Source organism: Nocardia suismassiliense (assembly GCF_900269665.1).
GTDB lineage: Bacteria > Actinomycetota > Actinomycetes > Mycobacteriales > Mycobacteriaceae > Nocardia > Nocardia suismassiliense.
In genome coordinates, this window is the sequence record NZ_LT985361.1 from 4,082,157 (window position 1) to 4,103,109 (window position 20,953).

Genomic DNA, 20,953 nt, shown 5'->3' on the forward strand with positions numbered 1-20,953 from the left:
ACTTTCGTGACAGACGACAGACGCCTGGCGCGCAACCCGATCGCCATCGTCGGGATGTCCGGGCTGCTGCCCAACGCGCACAACCATCGTGAGTACTGGCAGAACATCGTCGACGGCGTGGACTGCACCACCGAGGTGCCCACGTCCCGATGGAGCCTCGACGACTACTTCGACGCCGATCAGGACGCCCCGGACAAGACGTACTCGCGCCGCGGCGCTTTCCTGCCCGACATCGAGTTCGACCCACTGGAGTTCGGCCTGCCGCCGAATCAACTCGAGGTGACCAGCACCATGCAGACGCTGAGCCTCGGCGTGGCGCGTGATCTGCTCATCGACGCCGGTGCGGTGGATTCCCAGTGGTACGACCCGGGCCGGACCGGCGTGGTGCTCGGCACCACCGGTCCGGTGCCGCTCATGCATCCGCTGGCCGCACGGCTGTCCACGCCGGTGCTCAAGGAGGCGGCGCGTTCGGTCGGACTGTCCGATACCGACGCCGACGCGATCGCGGACAAGTTCGTTGCCGCGTTCGCACCGTGGGAGGCGAATTCCTTCCCCGGCCTGCTCGCCAACATCACGGCGGGCCGGGTCGCGAATCGGTTGGGCCTCGGCGGCATCAACTGCACCGTCGACGCGGCCTGTGCGGCATCGCTGGCGGCGCTGCGGACGGCCATCGCCGAGCTGCAGGACGGCCGGGCCGACATGATGGTCACCGGCGGCGTGGACACCGAGAACACCATCTTCATCTACCTGTGCTTCAGCAAGGTCGGTGCGCTGTCGTCGAGCGGGCAGATCAGCCCGTTCGCGGCGGACGCCAACGGCACCCTGCTCGGCGAGGGCATCACCATGCTGGCGTTGCGCAGACTGGAAGACGCACGGCGCGACGGCAATCGCATCTACGCGGTGATCCGCGGTCTCGGCTCGTCGAGCGACGGCCGGGCCAAGAGCATCTACGCGCCGCGCGCCGGCGGCCAGCGGGTGGCGCTCGATCGGGCCTACGCCGACGCGGAGTGCTCGCCCGCCGATGTGGCGCTCATCGAGGCGCACGCCACCGGCACACCGGTCGGCGACAAGACCGAGCTCACCGCGCTGAAAGGCCTGCTGTCCGACGCCACTTCGGAGCCGCGATTCGCCGCACTCGGCAGCGTGAAATCCCAGATCGGCCACACCAAGGGCGCCGCGGGCACGGCGAGCCTGATGAAGCTGGCGTTCGCGCTGCACCAGAAGGTGTTGCCCGGCACCATCAATGTGTCGGCGCCCAATCCGGAGATCGCCGCCGCGGACGCCCCCTACTACGTCAATACCCGCACCCGTCCGTGGATCCGGGACCCGCAGCGCCCGGTGCGCCGGGCCGCCGCGTCGGCATTCGGCTTCGGCGGCACCAACTTTCACGTAGTGCTGGAGGAAGCCGACGCGGCGCGCACCGAGCCGGTGCTGCACCGGACCGCGCAGGCACACCTCTGGCACGCCCCCGACGTCGCTGCCCTGGTGGACGCGGTGCGCAGTGTCGACCCGGTCGACGGTGGTGACATTCCGGAAGACCACGCGCGCATCGGATTCGTATCCGTGGACGACGACAACGCCGCGCATCTGCGCGCACTCGCCGTCGACGAGCTGGTGCGCAGGCCGGACGCGGCGGCCTGGGATCACCCGGAGGGCGTGTACTTCCGGGCCGCCGCGCTGCCGGACCGCAAGGTCGGCGCACTGTTCGCCGGCCAGGGCAGCCAGTACGTCGACATGGGACTGGATGCGGCACTGAACATTCCGGTGGTCGGCGCGGCGTTCGATGTGGCCAACACCGCGTTCGCCGGTGCGCCGACCCGGGTGTCGTCGGTCGTCTTCCCGCCCCCCGCGTTCGACGAGGACACTGCGCGGGAGCAGGAAACCGCCTTGCGCCGTACCAAATTCGCGCAGCCCGCGATCGGTGCGCTGTCGGCCGGGCAGTTCCAGACGCTGACCGGGTACGGGTTCCGTGCCGACGGCTACCTCGGCCACAGCTTCGGTGAACTGACCGCACTGTGGGCCGCAGGCGCACTCGGCACCGAGGAGTTCTTCGAGCTGGCCAGGGCGCGCGGCGTGGCGATGACGCCCGAGGAGGGTGTCGAAGCGGGCACGATGGTGTCCCTCGGCGCCTCCAGGGCCGTCGCCGAGGAGCTGATCGACGGTGTCGAGGACGTGTGGATCTGCAACCACAACGCACCCGACCAGGTCGTCATCGGCGGCGGCACCGAGGGTGTCGCCGCGGTGGTCGCGCGCAGCGCCGAGCGTGGCGTCGCGACCAGGGCACTGCCGGTCTCCGGCGCGTTCCACACGCCCTACGTCGCGCACGCGGTGGCTGCGTTCGCGAAAGCCACCGCGACGGTGTCCATCGGCGTGCCCAACGCACCCGTCTACGCGAACACCCCGGACGCCCAATACGGCGACGACAGCGCGGCCAACCGCACGCTGCTCACCGAACAGCTCAGCAAGCCGGTCGAATTCGCGGCGGCATTGACGGCGATGCGCGCGGCGGGCTGCACGGTGTTCGTCGAGTTCGGCCCGAAACAGGTGCTCACCTCCCTGGTGCGGCGCACCCTCGGCGACGACGTGGTCGCCATCCCGACGGACTCCGGCCCGATCGGCAACAGCGATCTCGCGCTGGTCCGGGCCGCGGTGCGGCTGGCCGTGCTCGGCTTCGGCCTGCACGGGATCAACCGGCATGCGGCACCGATCGCGGTGCGTCACAAGCCGAGTCGCCCGATGACCGTGACGATGTCTGCACCCGAATACGTGCCCGAGAGCCGGCGCACGGCCTACGCCGCGGCGCTCGACGACGGCTACCGGGTCAGCGTGGCGGCGCCGACCACCCCCACACCTATCGACACCGTGGTCGATCACCGGCCCGAAACACCGGCCGTGGCGCAAACGTTCACCGAACCAACGGAGACCACCGTGTATCAATCCCCGCAGCCCTACGATCCAGGCGCGGACGCATTGGACAGTGCGCTCGTGCAGCACCTCCAGACGCACCGCCAATTCCTCGACGGGCAGTTGGACATGGCCCGCGGACTCGCCGGTGTGCTCGGCAACGGGTCGCTCGACGAGGCGACGGTACGCGCTATCGAAGCCGTGAAGGATCACGGTGTCGCGATCAGCGAAAGCCATTCGCGGGCCAGCGATGTGCTCGCGCAACTGGCCGAGCTGGAAAGCGGTTTCGCACCGACGCCGCGGGTGACGGCCCCGGCTACTCGTCGGGTGGCGTCTGCTCGGCAGCCCGCGATCGAGTCCGCTCCGGAGCGTCGGCCGCTCGCCACGGCCCCGGTGGCGGCCGAACGTCAGCCGGTGGCACCGATGGAAAGTGTTGTGGCGCCGGGAGTAACGGATCATCGACCGGTGGAAACCGCTGCGGCCCAGGTCGGCTCGGAGCCGCAACGCAACGGCCACGGTTCTCACACCGAGCCGGCCCAAGCGAACGACCAGGTTACGGCCGCGGCGCTACGGCAGGCGTTGCAAGAGGTGGTAGCTGAAAAGACCGGCTACCCGGTCGAGATGGTCGACCCATCGATGGATCTGGAGGCCGATCTCGGCGTCGACTCGATCAAGCGCGTCCAGGTGATCGGCGCGCTCCAGGAACGTTTCCCGCACCTGCCGAACCTCGGCCCGGAGCAGCTCGGCACGCTGCGCACGCTCGACCAGATCGCAAGCCTACTCGGCGAGACTGCGCCGAACGGAGCCTCATCCAGTCCGAATGGAGCAGCAGCTGCTCTGAACGGAACGACCCAGTCCGACCTTCCCGCCCCTGCGGCGCCAACCGACGCGCCTGCGGCACCGATCGCTACGGGATCGCCTTCCGGTGACATCCTGCGCCGCGCGCTGCAAGAAGTGGTAGCCGAGAAGACCGGCTACCCGGTCGAGATGGTGGATCCGTCGATGGATCTGGAGGCCGATCTCGGCGTCGATTCGATCAAGCGGGTCCAGGTGATCGGCGCACTACAGGAACGGTTTCCGGACTTACCGAACCTCGGCCCGGAACAGTTGGGCACGCTGCGCACCCTGGATCAGATCGTCGACGAGCTCGCCACGTCGGTGGGCGGTGATGTCCACCCAAAAGCTGAGGCCGCGGCCGAAACGCCGCGGCACGCCGTCGAACTGATCACCCTGCCCCCGCTCGACCGCGCCGACGCGCCCTACCGGGAAGGTGCCACGGTCGCGCTGCTGGATCTCACCGGCGCGGCGGAGCCGGACTGTGCCGCACTCGAATCCGCGTTCGGTGCGCTCGGCTGGGTGGTCCACCGAGTCGACGGCTCGGGGGATTTGCCGGAACTCACGTCGGTAGATATCTGCCTCGTGGTCGTCGGTGGTTCCGCCGACTGGGACTCGGCCCAGCGCTGGATCGCTGCAACCATCCTGGCCGCCGGTCAGGCCGTGCCGCTGTTGCGGCAGACCGACAAGCGGGCCAGCTTGGTGACAGTGACTCGCCTCGACGGACAGCTGGGCTTCGCGGGCACGGCTGACCCGGTGAGCGCCCTGCTCGCCGGAGTCGGCGGCATCGTGAAAACGCTTGCGGCCGAGCAGCCGTCGCTGTTCTGCCGCGCAGTGGACCTAGACCCGGCACTGGCGCCGGAACAGCTCGCCGACCTCGTGACGGCCGAATTGTTCGACGCGGCACGAGATACCCTCGAAGTCGGGATCGACGCGACAGGTCAGCGGTCGACGCTGATGCCGAGCGCTTACGCACCTGCCGCCTCCGTCACCATCGTGCGGCCCGGCGCCGAGCAGCAGCCGAGCCTACTGTCGGCAGCGGATGTTCTGCTGGTCACCGGCGGCGCACGGGGCGTTACGGCGACATGTGTCACGGCGCTCGCGCAGCGGTGCGAGGCGCGGTTCGTGCTCCTCGGTCGCTCGCAGCTGAACCCAGAACCCGACTGGGCAGCAGGCGTTTCCGAGGCCGAACTCAAGCCCGCAGCGGTCCGCGCCCTGGCCGGTACCGGCGCGAAACCTCGCGAGATCGAGCGCGCGTGCGCCGAAGTGCTGGCCGCCAGGGAGATTCGGGCGACGCTGACCGAATTGAGTTCACGAGCCGAGTATCTCGCGGTGGATGCCACCGACGAGGCCGCGGTCCGTGCCGCACTCGCGCCGTGGCGAGACACCATCACCGGTGTCGTTCACGGGGCCGGGGTGCTGGCGGATTCGATGATCACGGACAAGACCGCCGAATCCATCGCGCGAGTACTGGAGCCCAAGATCGCCGGACTGGCCACCGTACTGGCTGCCCTCGGCGAACTGCGGCACCTGGTGCTGTTCACCTCGGTGGCCGGCCTGTTCGGCAATGCGGGCCAGGCCGATTACGCGGCCGCGAACGAGGCCCTGTCCCGGTTCGCGGTGAGCTGGCGGCGCCATCATCCCGACTGCCATGTCACCGCGATCGACTGGGGCGCCTGGGACGGCGGCATGGTGACGCCCGCGCTCCGCGGTCACTTCCTGAGCCGCGGTATCGCACTGCTCGACCCCGAGGTCGGCGCGGCGGCGTTCACCGAGCAGTTCACCGCGGACCACCGCGAGGACGTCGTGGTCCTCGTCGGCCCCGCCAACGGCCTGTCCGGTGACACTGCGGTCGAGCCGGGCCCAATGCGCGCTATCCGGAACATCACGGGGCTCACCGACGATCCGATCATCCAGGCCCACCGCATCGGCGACCACATCGTGCTGCCCGCCACCTTCGGGCTCGGCGCGATGATCAATCTCGCCGAGCGCAGCCTGGTCGGACAGACCGTGGTCGGCGTCAGGGACTTCCAGGTCCTGAAGGGAATCGTGTTCGACCACCCGGTGGCGGAACTGGAACTGGAACTGGTCCCAGGGAAAGCCGAGGCGGGCCGGACCGTGATCGAGGCGAGCATCCGCGGCGACAAGATCCTGCATTTCCGCGCCACCCTGTTGCTCGCCACCGAAACCGGCGAGCCGCCGTTCCAGCCGATCCCGAGCGGACCGGCGGGCGAGGGCAATATCTACCGCGACGCCATCCAGTTCCACGCCCCGGCGCTACAAGGCCTGCGCCTGGTGCGGGCCGCCGACGACGCCCTCGTGTTCGAATGCTCGCTCCCGGCAACGCGAGTGGCCGACGGTGCCTACGCGGGCCACCTGCACGACCCGGTCCTCGCCGACCTGATCCTGCAGGGCCCACCGGTACTCGGTCACCGCCTGCTCGGCGGCGCCTGCCTGCCCCTCGGTGTCGGCGGGGCCGACTACTACCGTCCGCTGCCCGCGGACGAGCCCTTCCTGCTCACGGTGGACAACCCGCGCACAGGACGGGTCGACGCCCGCATAGACGCCACTGCGACAACCATGGAGGGCACAGTGCTGCAACGTTTCTCGGACGTCACCGTGGTGACGACGCCGGACCTGACCGCGAAGTTCCAGACCTCGGTGCGGCGGTGGATGGCATGACGATCCTCGAATTCGACGGCATCGCCTTCGATCCGGTGGGCGTTGGCCCAGGGCGGGCCGGTGACGGCACACGCATACCTCGCTCGCCGCGAAACGAGCCGCCGCAGGATGACTCGGCTGTCCGGGAACACGAACCGGTGGCTGGTGCGACGGCGACCGAGAGCTACCCGACCACCGCGGCGATGCCTGACCAGACCGCTGCGTCAGCTGACCGGCGCATCGCCGAGCCGACCGAAGCCGTCGACAGCGGTGCCCGAGTTCCGCACCCGCTCAGTGAGATTCGAACCGGCGTGGTTACCGCCCACCGCGCGGCATTGGCGGCCCAGTTGGCGCTGCAGCGCGCGGTGTGGCAACGCACCGTGCGCTCGGCGTCCCTTGGCGCGATCACCTCCGCCGGTTCAACTGTGGTCGAGGCCGAACCAGTAGCTACCGCATCCGAATCAGCGTTCAAGCCGCTGGCCCGCAGCCGACGTGCCGACCTGGATGCGGCCGCGCTGCAGCGGCTCACCGAGGGCGACGTCGTCGGTGTCTTCGGCACCGACCATCAGCGCCCCGGCGTGACCTCGGTGGCCAGGCTCGCCACGACGGGTCCGCTGATCCTCACCGAAGTCACGACGATCGAACTGCGCGGTGGCACCGGAAAAGGCCGTGTAGTCGCACGATTCGACGGCGACGCCCGCGCGGCGGCGGTGCAGGCGGCGGAGGTGTTCGCCCTGTTCACCGGCTTGCCACTGTGCCTGTCCGGCAGCACCCTGGCCGCGCAGGTCAGTGGTTCGCCCGCCGGGCGGTCCACCGGAACGGTGGACCTCGTCGTCACCGAGATCGACCTGATCCCACGACCACACGTCGCCGCAACGGCGAGTATCGCTGGTACACAGGAGAACTTGCAGGTCACCGTCACAGCAGTCGAGCCGGCGGGCGCCGGCGTAGGCCCGGGCGAAGCCGCACCGGGCCTGCTGCTCAACGAATTCCACATGACGCACCTGTCCCGCGGCGATCAAAGCATCGCCATGGGCCCGGAATTCGCGGAGTACACCGGCGTCCGGGCAACCCGCCTGCCCACCGGTGGACTGCTGCTCGTCGACCGGGTGCGCGAGTTCGACGGTGCGCGAGGCCGATTGGACAGCGCCGCATACCGCACCGAGTACGACTCACCCGCCGACTCCTGGTACTACGGCGACACAGCCAACGAGTCGATGCCGCACTTCGTCTACATGGAAACCTCGCTGCAGGCCGCCCTGCTGATGGGTTACTACGCAGGCCCGACGCTCACCCAGCCCGGCGTCACCCTGAGTCTGCGCAACCTCGGCGGCACGGCGACGGTACTGCGGCAGATCGACCTGCGCGACAAGACGATCGACCAGTCTTCCCGGCTGCTGTCGACCACCATCCTGCCCGGCTCCTCGCTACAGACGTTCGACTACACACTGAGCGTGGACGGCGAACCGTTCTACACCGGCGAGACCATGTTCGGCTACTTCAGCGACGAAGCCCTGGCGAACCAGACCGGCCTGGACGCCGGACAGTCCGCCCCGACCTGGCTCGGCGAGCATCCGGACGCACGGACCCGCACCATCGACGTGGCCACGCGCCGCGCCGACCCGCACGCCCAGCTGTGTGCCCGCCGGACCTTGGCCTTGATCGACCACATCGACGTGGTCGACGGCGGCGGCAAATACCAAGCGGGCTACCTGCATTCGCTGCGCGCGATCGACCCGTCGGACTGGTACTTCGACCGGCACTTCCATCTCGACCCGGTGATCCCCGGTTCGCTCGGTGTGGAGTCGGTCATCCACGCGGTGCAGGAGTGGCTGCTCGATGCCGGATTCGCCGACGAGCTCAGCGATCCGGTCTTCCGCATCCCCGCCGACATCCCCTTCAGCTGGCGCTACCGCGGCCAGTTCCTGCCCACCGACGGCACGGTGGAACTCGAGGCGCACATCAAGGAGGTGCGGCGCACCGCACACGGCGTCACCGTCATCGTCGACGGCTCGCTGTGGAAGCCCGGCCTGCGCATCTACGAACTCATCGACCTCGCGGTCGAACTCGGCGAGCGAGAGGGCGGCCGATGACCACGTCCCGGATGGGTGTCCTCGCGGAGACCGCCGACGACATCACCGCCTTGCTGCTCGACGTGCGGCGGCCGTGCTGGATCGTGCGCCACGACGGCCGGGTGGGCGCGACCTCGGACGAGGGCATCGTCGCCCGCTCGGAGGTGCTCACGGCGGTCGCTCCACTACCGCCGGAGCTGCTCGGTGACAAACAGTTCCACGCCACCCATGGCGTCCGTGCCGCCTACGCGGCCGGCGCGATGGCCAATGGAATCGCCTCTCCGGCACTGGTTTCGGCGATGGCGCGGGCAGGCTACCTCGCCTCCTACGGTGCCGCAGGCGTGACGCCCGCGGCGGTGGATGCGGCACTGGCCGAGCTCAGCGCTACGTCGCGGGGAAAGCCGTTCGCCTGCAACCTCATTCACAGTCCGTCCGAACCGGCGCTGGAGCGGGCGATCGTAGATTCCTGTCTGCGCCATCAGGTGCGGTGTGTGGAGGCCTCGGCCTTCATGGACCTCACCGCCGAGGTCGTCCGCTACCGGGTCGCCGGGGTCGCAGTGGATCGGCATGGCCAGCTCGAGGTCCGGAACCGGCTGATCGCCAAGGTCTCCCGCGTCGAGGTCGCCGAGCCGTTCCTGCGCCCGGCACCGGCGAAGCTGCTGCGCCGACTGGTCGAGGCCGGTGACGTGACGGCCGAGCAGGCGCGGCTGGCCGAGCGGGTGCCGATGGCCGACGACATCACCGCCGAGGCCGACTCCGGCGGCCACACCGACCGCAGGCCGCTGCTGGTACTGCTGCCGGAACTCATCGCCGCGCGCGATCGCAGCACCCTGCCCGCCGCCGCGGCCGTGCGCATCGGCGCCGCAGGCGGTATCGGCACACCAGCCGCCGCCGCTGCGGCGTTCGCCCTGGGCGCCGCCTACGTGGTGACCGGCTCGATCAACCAGGCCGCCCGCGAGGCCGCCCAGTGCGACACCACCAAACAGCTACTGGCCCAGGCGGATTTCGCCGACTGCACGATGGCGCCGTCCTCCGACATGTTCGAACTCGGCGTGCAGGTGCAGGTGCTGCGCCGAGGAACCATGTTCGCCGCCCGCGCGCAGCGGCTGTACGACACCTACCGCGCCTACGCCGGCCTCGATGACATTCCCGCGGATCTGCGCCGCGAGCTCGAGGCGACGCTGTTCCGGCGACCACTGGACGCGGTGTGGCAGGACTGCGTCGGCTACTTCACCGAGCGTGACCCGGCGCAGTTGGTCGGCGCGGCCGAGGATCCGAAACGCAAGATGGCCCTGGTGTTCCGGTGGTATCTGGGTCTGTCCTCCGGCTGGAGCATTCGTGGTGAAGCCGACCGCGTCGCCGACTACCAGGTGTGGAGCGGGCCCGCGATGGGCGGTTTCAACAACTGGGTCGCCGGCACCTATCTGGCGGCGCTCAGCAATCGGCACGTCGCCGATATCGCCGACCAGATGATGCTCGGCGCCGCCTACCTCACGCGCATTGCCCAGCTACGCACGGCGGGCGTACGGCTACCCGCCGGCTGCACCCGATTCGTTCCGCGACCGATGGAGCAACGATGACGACCCTCGAAACCGGGCCGGACACCCGGACCTCCTGGATGGTGTGCCCGTCCTGCGGCACCATGATCTACGCGAAGCGCTATGACCGGGCCGGCCGCGTCTGCCCGGACTGCGACGGTCACGGCGTGCTGACCGCCGACCAGCGGATCGCTTCGCTGGTCGATCAGGATTCGGCCCAGCGCCTCGAACCGGCCGCGACGGTGCGAGATCCGTTGGGATTCAGTGACTCCCGCAGCTATGCCGAACGGCACGCGGAGGCGCGGCGCCGCACCGGGATGGCCGACGGCATCAGCTGCGTGCGCGCGACCATCGGCGGCGCCCCGGTTGTGCTGGCGGTCATGGACTTCCGCTTCCTCGGCGGCAGTCTCGGCACTGCGGTGGGGGAGGCGGTGACCACCGCCGCGGAAACCGCGCTGTCCACCCGCGTGCCACTCGTGCTGGTCACCGCGTCCGGTGGCGCGCGCATGCAGGAGGGCATCCTGGCCCTGATGCAGATGGCCAAAACCAGTCAGGCCCTGCGCGATCTGGACGATGCCGGTGTACTCACCATCTCGGTGATCACCGACCCCACCTACGGCGGCGTCGCGGCCTCCTACGCCACCTCCACCGACATCATCATCGCCGAGCCCGGTGCCCGCCTCGGTTTCGCGGGCCCGCGGGTGATCCAGCAGACCATCGGCGAAACCCTGCCCGCCGGCTTCCAGACCGCGGAGTTCCTGCTCGACCACGGCGTGGTCGATATGATCTGCCACCGCTCCGCGCTGCGGGACCGGCTGGCCCGGCTACTCGCGCTGGCCGCGGACAGCCCACGGCGGATCGAATTCGTGGCGGCCACACCGCCGGTGCGGACAGATCCGGCAAAGCTGCCTATCCGGGACGCGTGGCAAAGTGTGCGCGCGGCAAGGGAGTTGGCTCGCCCGACGACACTGGACTACCTCGCGGCAGCGTTCGACGAGTTCGTGGAGCTGCACGGCGACCGGCTGTCCACCGACTGCCCGGCGATGGTCACCGCACTGGCCCGCCTCGATGGCGCACCGGTCGTCGTGATCGGAACACAGAAGGGCCACACCGCATCCGAGCTGTCCAAGCGCAATTTCGGCATGCCGACACCGGGCGGCTATCGGAAGTCCGCACGGGTGCTGCGGCTGGCCGCGAAGCTCGGCGTTCCCGTGATCACCCTGATCGACACCGCAGGCGCCTACCCCGGCGTGTCAGCGGAGGAACAGGGCCAAGCGGTCGCGATCGCAGAGTCGTTGAAATTGCTTGCCGGACTGCCTGTTCCGGTGGTCGCCGTGGTGACCGGGGAGGGCGGCAGCGGGGGAGCGCTCGCCCTCGGCGTCGCCGACCGGGTGCTGGTGCTGGAGAACGCGGTCTACTCGGTGATCAGCCCGGAGGGGTGTGCATCGATCCTCTGGAAGGACGCATCCGCCGCCCCGCGTGCGGCGGCCGCACTGCGGGTCGACTCGACCTCCCTGCTCGAACTCGGCGTGGCCGATGCGGTCGTGCCGGAACCCGACGGCGGCGCACACCGTGATCCGGCCGCCGCTGCCGCCCACCTACGCCAGGCGCTGCGGCACGCCGTCGCCGGCCTCGGCGCGCTGCCCGTCCGGCAACTACTCGACCAGCGCCACAAGCGCTTTCGGGCCTTCGGCCTGCCCACGAACCATCAGGAGATGTCATGACCACCGCGACGCATCGCGACTCGAGTAGCAGTGGCGAACGGGAGACCGACGCGCCGATGTCCGTGGCACCCGAGCCCGTCGGCCGGGCGCTGCCCGCGACCGACGCCGACCATGCCCTCGCGGTACTGTCCAGGCACGCGCTGTCGGTACGCGCGCAGACGGCACCCACATCGGTGACGGTTGCCAATGGTCCACTGATGCTGCGCATCAGCTGGGACGCGGCGTCCGCGCCGACGGCCGCGACACCGCCCCCGACCGACGCACCTGCCCCCGCGCCCGGCGAAACAACCACGGACGCCACTACTTTCACCGTAGTCTCGGAAACCGTCGGCGTCTTCTACCGCTCCCCGGAGCCGGGTGCCGCACCGTTCGTCACCGAGGGTGACCCGGTGCGCGCGGGCCAGCAGATCGGCATCGTCGAGGCCATGAAGCTGATGATCCCGGTGACCGCGACCCGCGAGGGCCGGGTGGCCGAATTCCTCGTCGACAACGGCGAAGCGGTCGAACACGGCGCACCCCTGCTGGTGCTCGAGGTGGTGCGGTGACCACCCGGACGATCCGCAAGGTACTCGTCGCCAATCGCGGTGAGATCGCCGTCCGGGTCATCCGGACCTGCGCCGAACTCGGCATCGGCACGGTCGCGGTGTACTCGGTCCCGGATGCCGATTCCGCCGCGGTACGGCTCGCCGATCAAGCGGTCCGGATCGGACCCGGTCCCGCCAAACGCAGCTACTCCTACATCCCGGCGATCATCGAGGCCGCCAGGGCGACGGGCGCGGATGCCATCCACCCCGGATACGGATTCCTCTCGGAGGACCCGGATTTCGCGGAGGTCTGTGCCGCCGAGGGGTTCGTCTTCGTCGGCACGCCCGCCGCAGTCATGGCCGAGCTCGGCGACAAATCGACCGCACGCGCACTGATGGCCGGGGCCGGTCTGCCGCTGCTACCGGGCAGCCGCGAACCGCTCGAAACCGCCGAGGAGGCACAGGCACTCGCCGGCGGCATCGGCTACCCGGTGATCATCAAGGCGGTCGCCGGTGGTGGCGGCCGCGGCATGCGAGTCGTGCGCGATCCGGCCGATTTCGCGGGCGCGTGGCAGCAGACCCGCGCCAACGCCACCGCCGTCTTCGGCGACGGCAGGCTCTACGTCGAGCGCTACCTCGATTCCGCACGGCACATCGAGGTGCAGATCCTCGCCGACAGCCACGGTACGGTCGTCCACCTGGGCGCGCGAGACTGCTCCCTGCAACGCCGCCACCAGAAGCTCGTCGAGGAATCGCCCGCTCCCGGCCTGTCCGACGAACTCGTCGCGCGCATCGGCGCCGCCGCTGTGCGCGGCGCGCAAGCTGTGGGTTACGTCGGCGCGGGCACCTTCGAGTTCCTGCTGGACCCCGAGGGCCGCTTCTACTTCATGGAGGTGAATTGCCGCCTCCAAGTAGAACATCCGGTCACCGAGATGGTCACCGGCATCGACCTCGTCGCCGAACAGCTCAAAATCGCGTCGGGGCTACCACTGACCCTGTCCGCCGAATCCGCCACCGCGCGCGGCGTGGCCATCGAATGTCGCATCAATGCCGAGGACCCGACCCGCGAATTCGCGCCTGCTCCCGGCACACTGACCGAGTGCGTCCTGCCCGGCGGCCCGTTCGTCCGCATCGACACCCACGTCGGCCCCGGCTACGCCATTCCACCGCACTACGATTCCCTGCTCGCCAAGATCATCGTCTGGGCGCCGGACCGCCCGGCCGCCATCGCCCGCATGCGCCGTGCCCTGGCCGAAACCCGGATCAGCGGCACAGGCATCGCCACCACCGCCGAGTTTCTGCACGACATACTCGACCACCCGCGCTTCCGCGCCGCCACCCACGACACCGCACTCATCGGCACTGCCACCAGTTCTGGGGGCACCAGGATGGCCAGTTGAATTGCCACCTACGGATCCGTAGGCTCGCGGAGGTTGTCGCGCTGGCGGTCGTGCTCGAGCCAGCGCCAGGTGAGCCAAAACGTCTGAGGGGTAACGCAAATGGGGAGAAATCTCACCCAGCTCGAGCTGCTCACGGAGCTCGAGCCCGTCGCCGAGGAGAACGTCCATCGGCATCTGTCGATGGCGAAGGCCTGGCACCCGCACGACTACGTGCCGTGGGACGAGGGTCGTAACTTCGCCGCGATGGGCGGTGTCGACTGGGACCCGAGCCAGTCGCAGTTATCCGAGGTCGCCAAGGCGGCGATGATCACCAACCTGCTCACCGAGGACAACCTGCCCTCCTACCACCGGGTGATCGCGGAGAACTTCTCGCAGGACGGCGCGTGGGGTACCTGGGTCGGCCGCTGGACCGCCGAGGAGAACCGGCACGGCATCGTGATGCGCGACTACCTGGTGGTTACCCGCGGCGTCGACCCGGTCGAGCTGGAGAACGCGCGAATGATCGCGATGACCACCGGCTTCGATCCGCTGGCCGTCGCCAAGTACGGCACCATCGACCCCAGCGAGGTCCCCGATGCCGGGTTCCTGCTCGGCGTGGCCTACGTGACCTTCCAGGAGCTCGCCACCCGCCTGAGCCACCGCAACACCGGCCGGGTGTGCAACGACCCGATCGCGGACAAGATGCTGCAACGCATCGCCGCCGACGAGAACCTGCACATGATCTTCTACCGCAACATGTGTGGCGCGGCCCTGGACCTCGCGCCCGACCAGGCGATCGAGGCGATCGCGTTGACGCTGATGAACTTCCAGATGCCGGGCGCGGAGAACCCGAACTTCCGCCGCTACGGCGCGCTGATGGCCAAGCACGCCATCTACGACATGCGCCAGCACCTCGAAGACGTGGTGATGCCGGTGCTGCGCATCTGGAAGATCTTCGAGCGCAACGATTTCACCGCCGCCGGCGAGCAGACCCGCGAAAAATTGGCGGAGTACCTTGCGAAATACGAGCGGGACATGCTCAAGTTCGAGGAGCGGCGCGATCGCATCGCGGCGCGCCAGGCCGGCAAGCGCGACTCGGCGGCGCTCACCACCACGCTGCGCTGAATCCGCAGCCGGGTTCACAGACCAGGCACAGTTCGGCGAGGGTGTCGCGGAGCGCTACACCCTCATGCCGCAGCGCTTGAAGGCTGGTCTGCTTTGCCCGGGACTTGAAGGCGCGGCAGGGCGACGAGCAAAACGACGCCGGTGAGGATTCGCCAGACCACGAAAGGATCGATGGCGAGGCGTTCGGCGGTGCCCGCCCCGAGGCCGAGATGGTCCGGGGCGAGGCTGGCGACCATGCCGAAGACGGTGACGACGATCAGCGCGAGAGTGGCTGCGGTGTAAGCGCGATGATTTCGGTAGAGGCGAGCCACCACGAGCATGATCGCGAGCCCGGACAGTAGTTCCAGATAGGCGCCCGCCGGGTGGAGTACCGCGCGTAACTGGTTGCCGCCGGGTACTTCACCCGCACTGCCGGGAAAGGTCCCGACCAGAACGATGCCGACGCAGTTGATCACGGCCAGGTAGGGGATTGCCCGTCCGGCTGGGCTTTTGGGCAGCAAGGGAAGCAGCAGCAGGGCCGCCCCGAGCACCAGCACGCCGAGCAGCACGAACTCAGTGGACATCAGCGCGTGCCACGGTGAACAAATGTAGCGGGGCGTCGTGGCCCCGTATTGCGCCATGTCACCGAAGCATTCGGGCACACCGAGATCGCTGATCATGTTCTCGGACCAGCTGTAGGAGTGCGGTTCCTGCCATCGGCCGCCGACGACGAGCTGAGCGACGTAATAGGTGACGGTCAGGATCAGCAGCGCCGCACCGGCTTTCAACCGGCCGGTCATGCGCGGCAGGTCGTGGCCGGCACGGGCGCACCCGCGAAGCGGTCGTTGATCCACGCGGTCACCAGATCGCCGCGGGCCCGCCAAGCCTCGTGCCCGCCCGGCAGCACATGGTCCACCAGGTTGATGCCGAGCCCACACATATCGGCGACGGCCTGGTTGCCCCACGCGGTGTTGACCAGGTCGTCCTTGTCACCGCGCGAGATGAACGTCGGAATGTCGGTCGCGACCTTGGGCAGGTTCCCTGCGGCTTCGTAGTCGGCGAGCGCCTGCCGAGCCGCGTCGTCGACGAACTGCGCGGCCGCGGGTGTCGCAGCCTGTCCGACGGCGAAGTCCTTCAGCGTGGACTGCCCGGTGCAGAGTCCTTCGAGCCGCGGCGCCGCGGAGAGCAGTGGTCCGTGCAGGACCTTGTCGTAGGAGTAGTCCGGGTCGTCGTAGCGAACCGCCGCCACCAGGTAGGGCAGCAACAGATACTGGCCGATGGTCAGCGTCTGCGACTCCGCGGCCAGCGCCAGTTCGCTGCGCAGCGCGGGGGACAGCAGCACATTGCCGAGAATCTTCAGCTCGGGCGCGTAAGTCTTCGCGGTCTCCGCCGCGGACTCGGTGGCCCGCCCACCCTGTGACAATCCGACGAGCACAACCTCTTTGGACACCGGCAGGCCGAGCTGTTGCGCGGCCCGGACCGAGTCGAGCACGTCGTATCCGGAGGACTGCGCGTGCAGATACGGCGCCGAGCCAGGGCCGTCGAGACCTTGATAGTTGGTCATCACCACAGCCTTGTGGGCGTCGAGCAGGTTGGCGACCGTGACGTCGTTACCGAAGAGCCCGGGATCACTGGTCGGCGCGCAGCCGGTGGCAACCCCGGAGGTGCCGTGCCCGTACGCGACCAGCGGCCAGCCCCCGTCCGGCGCGGTCCCCTTCGGCAAGTACACCGCGCCCGACACCTCAATGGGTGTGTTGTCCGGAGAGGTCGAGACGTACCGGAAATAGGTCGCCGACTCCGCGGCCGCCGAGATCTTGGGACCACCATTGGTCAGCGGCCGCTGCGCGAGCAGCGTGCCCGGCTTTTGCGGCGCTTCGGCCGCGGTATCCGAGGAAGATCCGCAACTCGCGGCGACCAGCACCGCGGCCGCCGCCAGCGAAACCCACGTCAACGCTCTCTTCGGACGCACGTCCCATTCGCTCCTTCGACTCTGCCGCGCACCGTTCTCGATCCCCCGCATAGTCACCGCCGTGCATCGGGCCCGCGCTGCTCGGCGCCGGTCGACGCACCTGCCGTGACAGTCCAGCAAGATCAGGATGTCCTGTGATCGCGGTCTCCGCACCGCCGAGTGACCGGAATCTCAGTTTGCCGATCGATTCGTTACCGACCAGCTGAAACTACTTAAGCCCCGACCGGACGAAGGCGTTCACGATGTGGCGCTGCAATAACAGGTAAAGCACCAGCACGGGCAGACAGGCCAGGCTCGCCAGCGCCATCATCGGCCCCCACTGATCACCCTCGGTACCCATGAAGCTGCGCAACCCGAGCTGGAGAACGCTGTTGGACTGCCGCAGCACCACCGCTGGCCAGAAGTACTCGTTCCAGGCATTGATGAACAGCAGGATGCCGAGCGCGGCCAGCGCGGGCCGCAGATTGGGCACCACCACGGTCCACAGGATGGACCAGGACGAGCGCCCGTCGATCTTGGCGGCGGCGACGAGTTCCTTGGGAAAACTCGCCATGTGCTGCCGCAGCAGCAGCACCGCGAGCGCCGAGCACAGCGTCGGCAGCACGACGCCGATCAGCGAGTTGATCAGGCCCAGCTGGGTGAGCAGTACGTAGTTCGGCAGCATGGTCACCTGGAACGGCACGAGCCAGGTGCCGACGAACGCGAGATACAGGACCTTCTGGAACCGGAACGTGTACATCGCGAACGCATAGGAGGCCAGCAGCGCCACGAGCAGCTGCCCCGCCGCGGACAGCGCCGCGATGATGAAGGTGTTGCCGATCAGCCCGAGCACGTCGACCTTCGCGGCGGCGTCGGTGTAGTTGGCGAACGAGATCGGCCACGGGATCGGGGACAGCGAGGTGACGTCCTCCGGCCTGCGCAGCGACGTCGCGAACAGCCAATAGATCGGGAAAATACACACCACGGCGGTCACCGCGAGCAGCAGATGGCTGCCCGCGCTGCGCAGTCGCTGCGCGGTCTCGGGCAGTCGATCAATCATCATGGAAGGCAACCTTTTCCGAGATCCACACCAGGATCCCGGCGATCACACCGAATCCGGCGAACAACAGCACACCTGCCGCCGCGCTGAGCCCGGCGTCGAAGCTGTGGAAGGCGTAATCCCACAGCAGGTAATAGATATTCGTGGTGGCCTGCGCGGGACCACCCTGTGTCATCGAGTCGATGAGCGGGAAAGTCAGGATGGGACTGAGCAATACGGTGGTGAGGACCAGGAACATCACCGTCGGCGACAGCAGCGGCAGGGTGATCCAGCGCCGGATCTGCGCCGGACTCGCGCCGTCCACTCGCGCCGCCTCGTGGTAATCACCACTGATGCCGGCCAATCCGGCCCACACCACCAGCACCGAGAACCCGAGCAACTGCCAGCCGGTGATGCCGATGATCACCAGGTGCGCGGTGCTCACGTCGTAGACCCAGTTGCGCTCCGAGTCGAGCAGCTGATCGACGAACCCGCTGCCGGGATGCAACAACCACCGCCAAACAGCCGCTGCCGCAACAGGAGCCACCAGAAACGGCACGAAGATGAAGGCCTGATAGATCGTCCGCGCCCGTCCCTGTACCCGCTGGCTCGCCAGCGCGATGAGCACCGGCAGCAGCACGGTGAACGGCAGCATGCCCACGATCAGCGCACCCGTGCGACCGAGCGAGTTCCAGAACGCCGGAAGCTCCATCAGCCGTTCGTAATTGGCGGTACCCACCGGCTTCATCGGCGAGGTCGGCAGCAGATTCCACGAGTAGGTGGACAATTCGAACGCCTGCACCAGCGGCCGGTAGGTCCAGACGACGAGCAGGAACAGCGCGGGCGCCAGATACAGATACGGCACCACGAGCCGCCCCGCCCGGCGGAACCGGGCGAGGCGGCGCGGCGGCGCCGGGGCAGCGACCGGCGCGGCCACCTCCTCGGTGGCGCGGGGGATGTCGAGGACGAACATCGACCTACCCGGCCTCCGCCGCGGCCAACGCGGCGAGCTGTTCGAGCACGTCCTGTTCCGTTCTGTCGTAGAGGGTTTCGGCCGGGGTGGCCTCGATCGCGGTGGCGACCAGGGTCGAGCCGAGCAGATCGATCCGGCTGTAACCGAAGCCGAGCAGCCCGCGGTGCCGTCCGATCGGCGCGATCGGATCGATCCGATACGACAGCGCCGGGCCGATCCAGACCGGGATGCCGCCGAGCGCGGCCGCACCGGTCAGGTGGTTGTGCCCGCAGATGATCAGCCGCACATCCGATCCCGCGAGCACTTCTTCGAGCAGTTCCGGCTGTTCGAGCCGCAGATACTCGGTGGTCGCGATCGGCGACGGGATCGGCGGGTGGTGCAGCACGAGCAGCGTGCCGTGCCGTGCGGGCTGCCGCAGCTGCTCGGCCAGCCAGTCCAGCTGTTCGGGCTCCAGCCGGCCGTCGTGGCGGCGCGGGGTGGTGCTGTCCAACGCGATCACCCGCAGCCCCCCGACCTCGGTGACCTGATCGTGGGTGAAGTCGGGATCTGCGGTGGCGGAGTCGCTATCGAGCAGCTCGGTGCCGAAGGCCGCGCGGTCGTCGTGATTACCCATCACGTACACCGTCTGCGCGCCCAGCTCGGCGGCGACCGGCTCGACCGCGTCGCGCAGCCGCCGGTACGCCTCCGGCGACCCGTTGTCGGTCAGGTCACCGGAGAGCACCAGCGCGTCGATCCGCTGCTGCGAGGCCCGCAGCTGTTGCAGGACGTGCGTGAGGTTTTCGTAGGTGTCGACCTTGCCGTGCACCCGTTCCCCGGCGGGCCGGATGTGGGTGTCGGTGAGCTGGACGATCGTGACCGGCGGGTTCATGACGCGGGCAGCAGTTTGGCGGCCTGCTCACGGGCGGCGCTCAGGGTGGACTGGGGATCCTTGCCCTGGAACACGATCGCCTCGACCGCGTCCATCATGCCGTCGCGGATCTGCAGGTAGTTGGTGCCCGGCATGGAGATCCACGGCTCCATGTTCGCCAGCTGCGCGACGTTCGGGGCCAGCAGCGGATTCTTCGCCGACCACTCCTTCAGCCCGTCCGGATCGTCCATCAGCCCCGTGCGTAGCGGCAGATAGCCGATGCCCTGCGAGATCTTGGTGTAGGCGGCTTCGCTGGTCAGGAACTTGATCAGCTCCCAGGACGCCCGCTGCTTGGCCGGGTCGTTGGACAGGATGTGCAGGGAGGCACCGGAATTCGTCGGCACCGTCGGCTTGGCTCCGAAGCTCGGCATCGGCGCCGAGCGCAGGTCCCACTTGTCCTTGGCGCCGGTGGTGAAGGTGCCCTGGATCGCGCTGGTCTCCAGGATCATGCCGATGTCGCCGCGCGCGAACGCCTCGTACCCCTGCTTCTGGTTCAGCTTCGGCATGCTGCCCGCCTCGACGAGCTGTTGCTGCTGCCGCGCGACCTCGACCACGGGCGCGTCGGCGAAGGTCAGCGTCTTGCGGTCCTCGGAGATCACCCGGCCACCGTTGGACCGGACCAGCGACTGGAAGCACCAGTCCTTGGCGGTCTTGGTCAGGCAGTCGACGTAGATGCCGCCTTTACCGGTCTTCCCGGTGATGGCCGCCGAAGCCTCGGCGACCTGCTGCCAGGTGCTCGGCGGCTTGGCCGGATCGAGCCCGGCCGCGGTGAACAGCGAGGCGTTGAAGTACAGCACCGGGGTGGAGAATACGAACGGCACGCCGTAGGTGTGGCCGTCCCAATCCGCGAGGGTCCTGGCCTTCGGCGCGTACGGGTGCTTTGCCCCGTCGAAGTTGCGCTGTACCTCCTGCTGGGAGACCAGCGTGTCCAGCGGCTTGGCGCCCAGCTGATGGATGGTGTAGTCCAGGTCGCTGAAGCCGAGCTGCGCGACGTCCGGCGGGGTGCCTGCGACCGTCTGGTTCTGGATGCTGGAGATCGTATCCGTGGCCGGGTTCGGGCTGTTGCCCTGCGGCTTCTGCGCCGTCACCTTGATGTTCGGGAACTTCTTGCCGAAGTCGGCGATCAGCGTGTTGAAGGTATCGGTCCACGCGCCGGCGAGCCCGTAATTGTAGGACTCGAACACGATGGACACCTGCTGATCCGGTGTCAGGTCCGGGATCTGCGCGGTGCTGGAGTTCGAATCGGTGCTGGTGCTCCCGAGTCCGCCGCAAGCGCTGAGCGCGACGGTGGTTGCGAACACCATGCCCAAGATGGGCGCGGTGCGTTTCACGGTGTTCTCCTCATT

Annotated in this window: 13 protein-coding genes; 7 read left to right on the plus strand and 6 right to left on the minus strand. The window is 68.6% G+C overall.

What is annotated here, in order from left to right; genetic code table 11:
* Nucleotides 1–6 precede the first annotated feature (6 nt).
* From DBO33_RS18300 to DBO33_RS18330, 7 genes are all read left to right on the plus strand, one after another.
* Nucleotides 7–6,420, plus strand: a complete 6,414-nt coding sequence (locus DBO33_RS18300; protein ID WP_107656131.1) for a type I polyketide synthase — start codon at nucleotides 7–9, stop codon at nucleotides 6,418–6,420.
* Entirely contained in the window at nucleotides 6,417–8,492 is a 2,076-nt protein-coding gene (locus DBO33_RS18305; protein WP_107656132.1) for a hotdog family protein, read from the plus strand. Before DBO33_RS18300 ends, DBO33_RS18305 begins: the two co-directional genes overlap by 4 nt.
* A complete protein-coding gene (locus DBO33_RS18310) occupies nucleotides 8,489–10,051 on the plus strand; it encodes a PfaD family polyunsaturated fatty acid/polyketide biosynthesis protein (protein WP_107656133.1) in 1,563 nt (520 codons plus the stop codon). Before DBO33_RS18305 ends, DBO33_RS18310 begins: the two co-directional genes overlap by 4 nt.
* Complete coding sequence (accA, locus tag DBO33_RS18315) at nucleotides 10,048–11,733, plus strand: acetyl-CoA carboxylase carboxyl transferase subunit alpha (RefSeq protein ID WP_107656134.1); 1,686 nt, start codon at nucleotides 10,048–10,050, stop codon at nucleotides 11,731–11,733. Before DBO33_RS18310 ends, accA begins: the two co-directional genes overlap by 4 nt.
* Nucleotides 11,730–12,278, plus strand: coding sequence for an acetyl-CoA carboxylase biotin carboxyl carrier protein (locus DBO33_RS18320; RefSeq protein ID WP_107656135.1), 549 nt, complete (start codon nucleotides 11,730–11,732; stop codon nucleotides 12,276–12,278). Before accA ends, DBO33_RS18320 begins: the two co-directional genes overlap by 4 nt.
* Nucleotides 12,275–13,657, plus strand: coding sequence for an acetyl-CoA carboxylase biotin carboxylase subunit (locus DBO33_RS18325; RefSeq protein ID WP_107656136.1), 1,383 nt, complete (start codon nucleotides 12,275–12,277; stop codon nucleotides 13,655–13,657). The genes DBO33_RS18320 and DBO33_RS18325 overlap by 4 nt, the downstream gene beginning before the upstream one ends.
* Before the next feature lie 99 nt (nucleotides 13,658–13,756).
* Complete coding sequence (locus DBO33_RS18330) at nucleotides 13,757–14,761, plus strand: acyl-ACP desaturase (RefSeq protein ID WP_107656137.1); 1,005 nt, start codon at nucleotides 13,757–13,759, stop codon at nucleotides 14,759–14,761.
* A gap of 62 nt (nucleotides 14,762–14,823) precedes the next feature.
* Here DBO33_RS18330 and DBO33_RS18335 read toward each other — a convergent pair whose 3' ends face one another.
* From DBO33_RS18335 to DBO33_RS18360, 6 genes are all read right to left on the minus strand, one after another.
* The gene (locus DBO33_RS18335) at nucleotides 14,824–15,540 is read right to left on the minus strand and encodes a DUF998 domain-containing protein (RefSeq protein ID WP_107656138.1); all 717 of its coding nucleotides are present in this window, start codon (nucleotides 15,538–15,540) and stop codon (nucleotides 14,824–14,826) included.
* Complete coding sequence (locus DBO33_RS18340; protein ID WP_234390904.1) at nucleotides 15,537–16,709, minus strand: lipase family protein; 1,173 nt, start codon at nucleotides 16,707–16,709, stop codon at nucleotides 15,537–15,539. Before DBO33_RS18340 ends, DBO33_RS18335 begins: the two co-directional genes overlap by 4 nt.
* A gap of 208 nt (nucleotides 16,710–16,917) precedes the next feature.
* The gene (locus DBO33_RS18345; protein WP_234390905.1) at nucleotides 16,918–17,751 is read right to left on the minus strand and encodes a carbohydrate ABC transporter permease; all 834 of its coding nucleotides are present in this window, start codon (nucleotides 17,749–17,751) and stop codon (nucleotides 16,918–16,920) included.
* Nucleotides 17,741–18,700: a carbohydrate ABC transporter permease gene (locus tag DBO33_RS18350; protein ID WP_107656140.1), complete on the minus strand. Its 960-nt coding sequence runs from the start codon at nucleotides 18,698–18,700 to the stop codon at nucleotides 17,741–17,743. Before DBO33_RS18350 ends, DBO33_RS18345 begins: the two co-directional genes overlap by 11 nt.
* 4 nt (nucleotides 18,701–18,704) lie before the next feature.
* On the minus strand, nucleotides 18,705–19,568 hold the full coding sequence (locus DBO33_RS18355) for a metallophosphoesterase (protein ID WP_107656141.1): 864 nt from the start codon (nucleotides 19,566–19,568) through the stop codon (nucleotides 18,705–18,707).
* A complete protein-coding gene (locus tag DBO33_RS18360) occupies nucleotides 19,565–20,938 on the minus strand; it encodes an ABC transporter substrate-binding protein (protein ID WP_107660373.1) in 1,374 nt (457 codons plus the stop codon). The genes DBO33_RS18355 and DBO33_RS18360 overlap by 4 nt, the downstream gene beginning before the upstream one ends.
* Nucleotides 20,939–20,953: the final 15 nt, after the last annotated feature.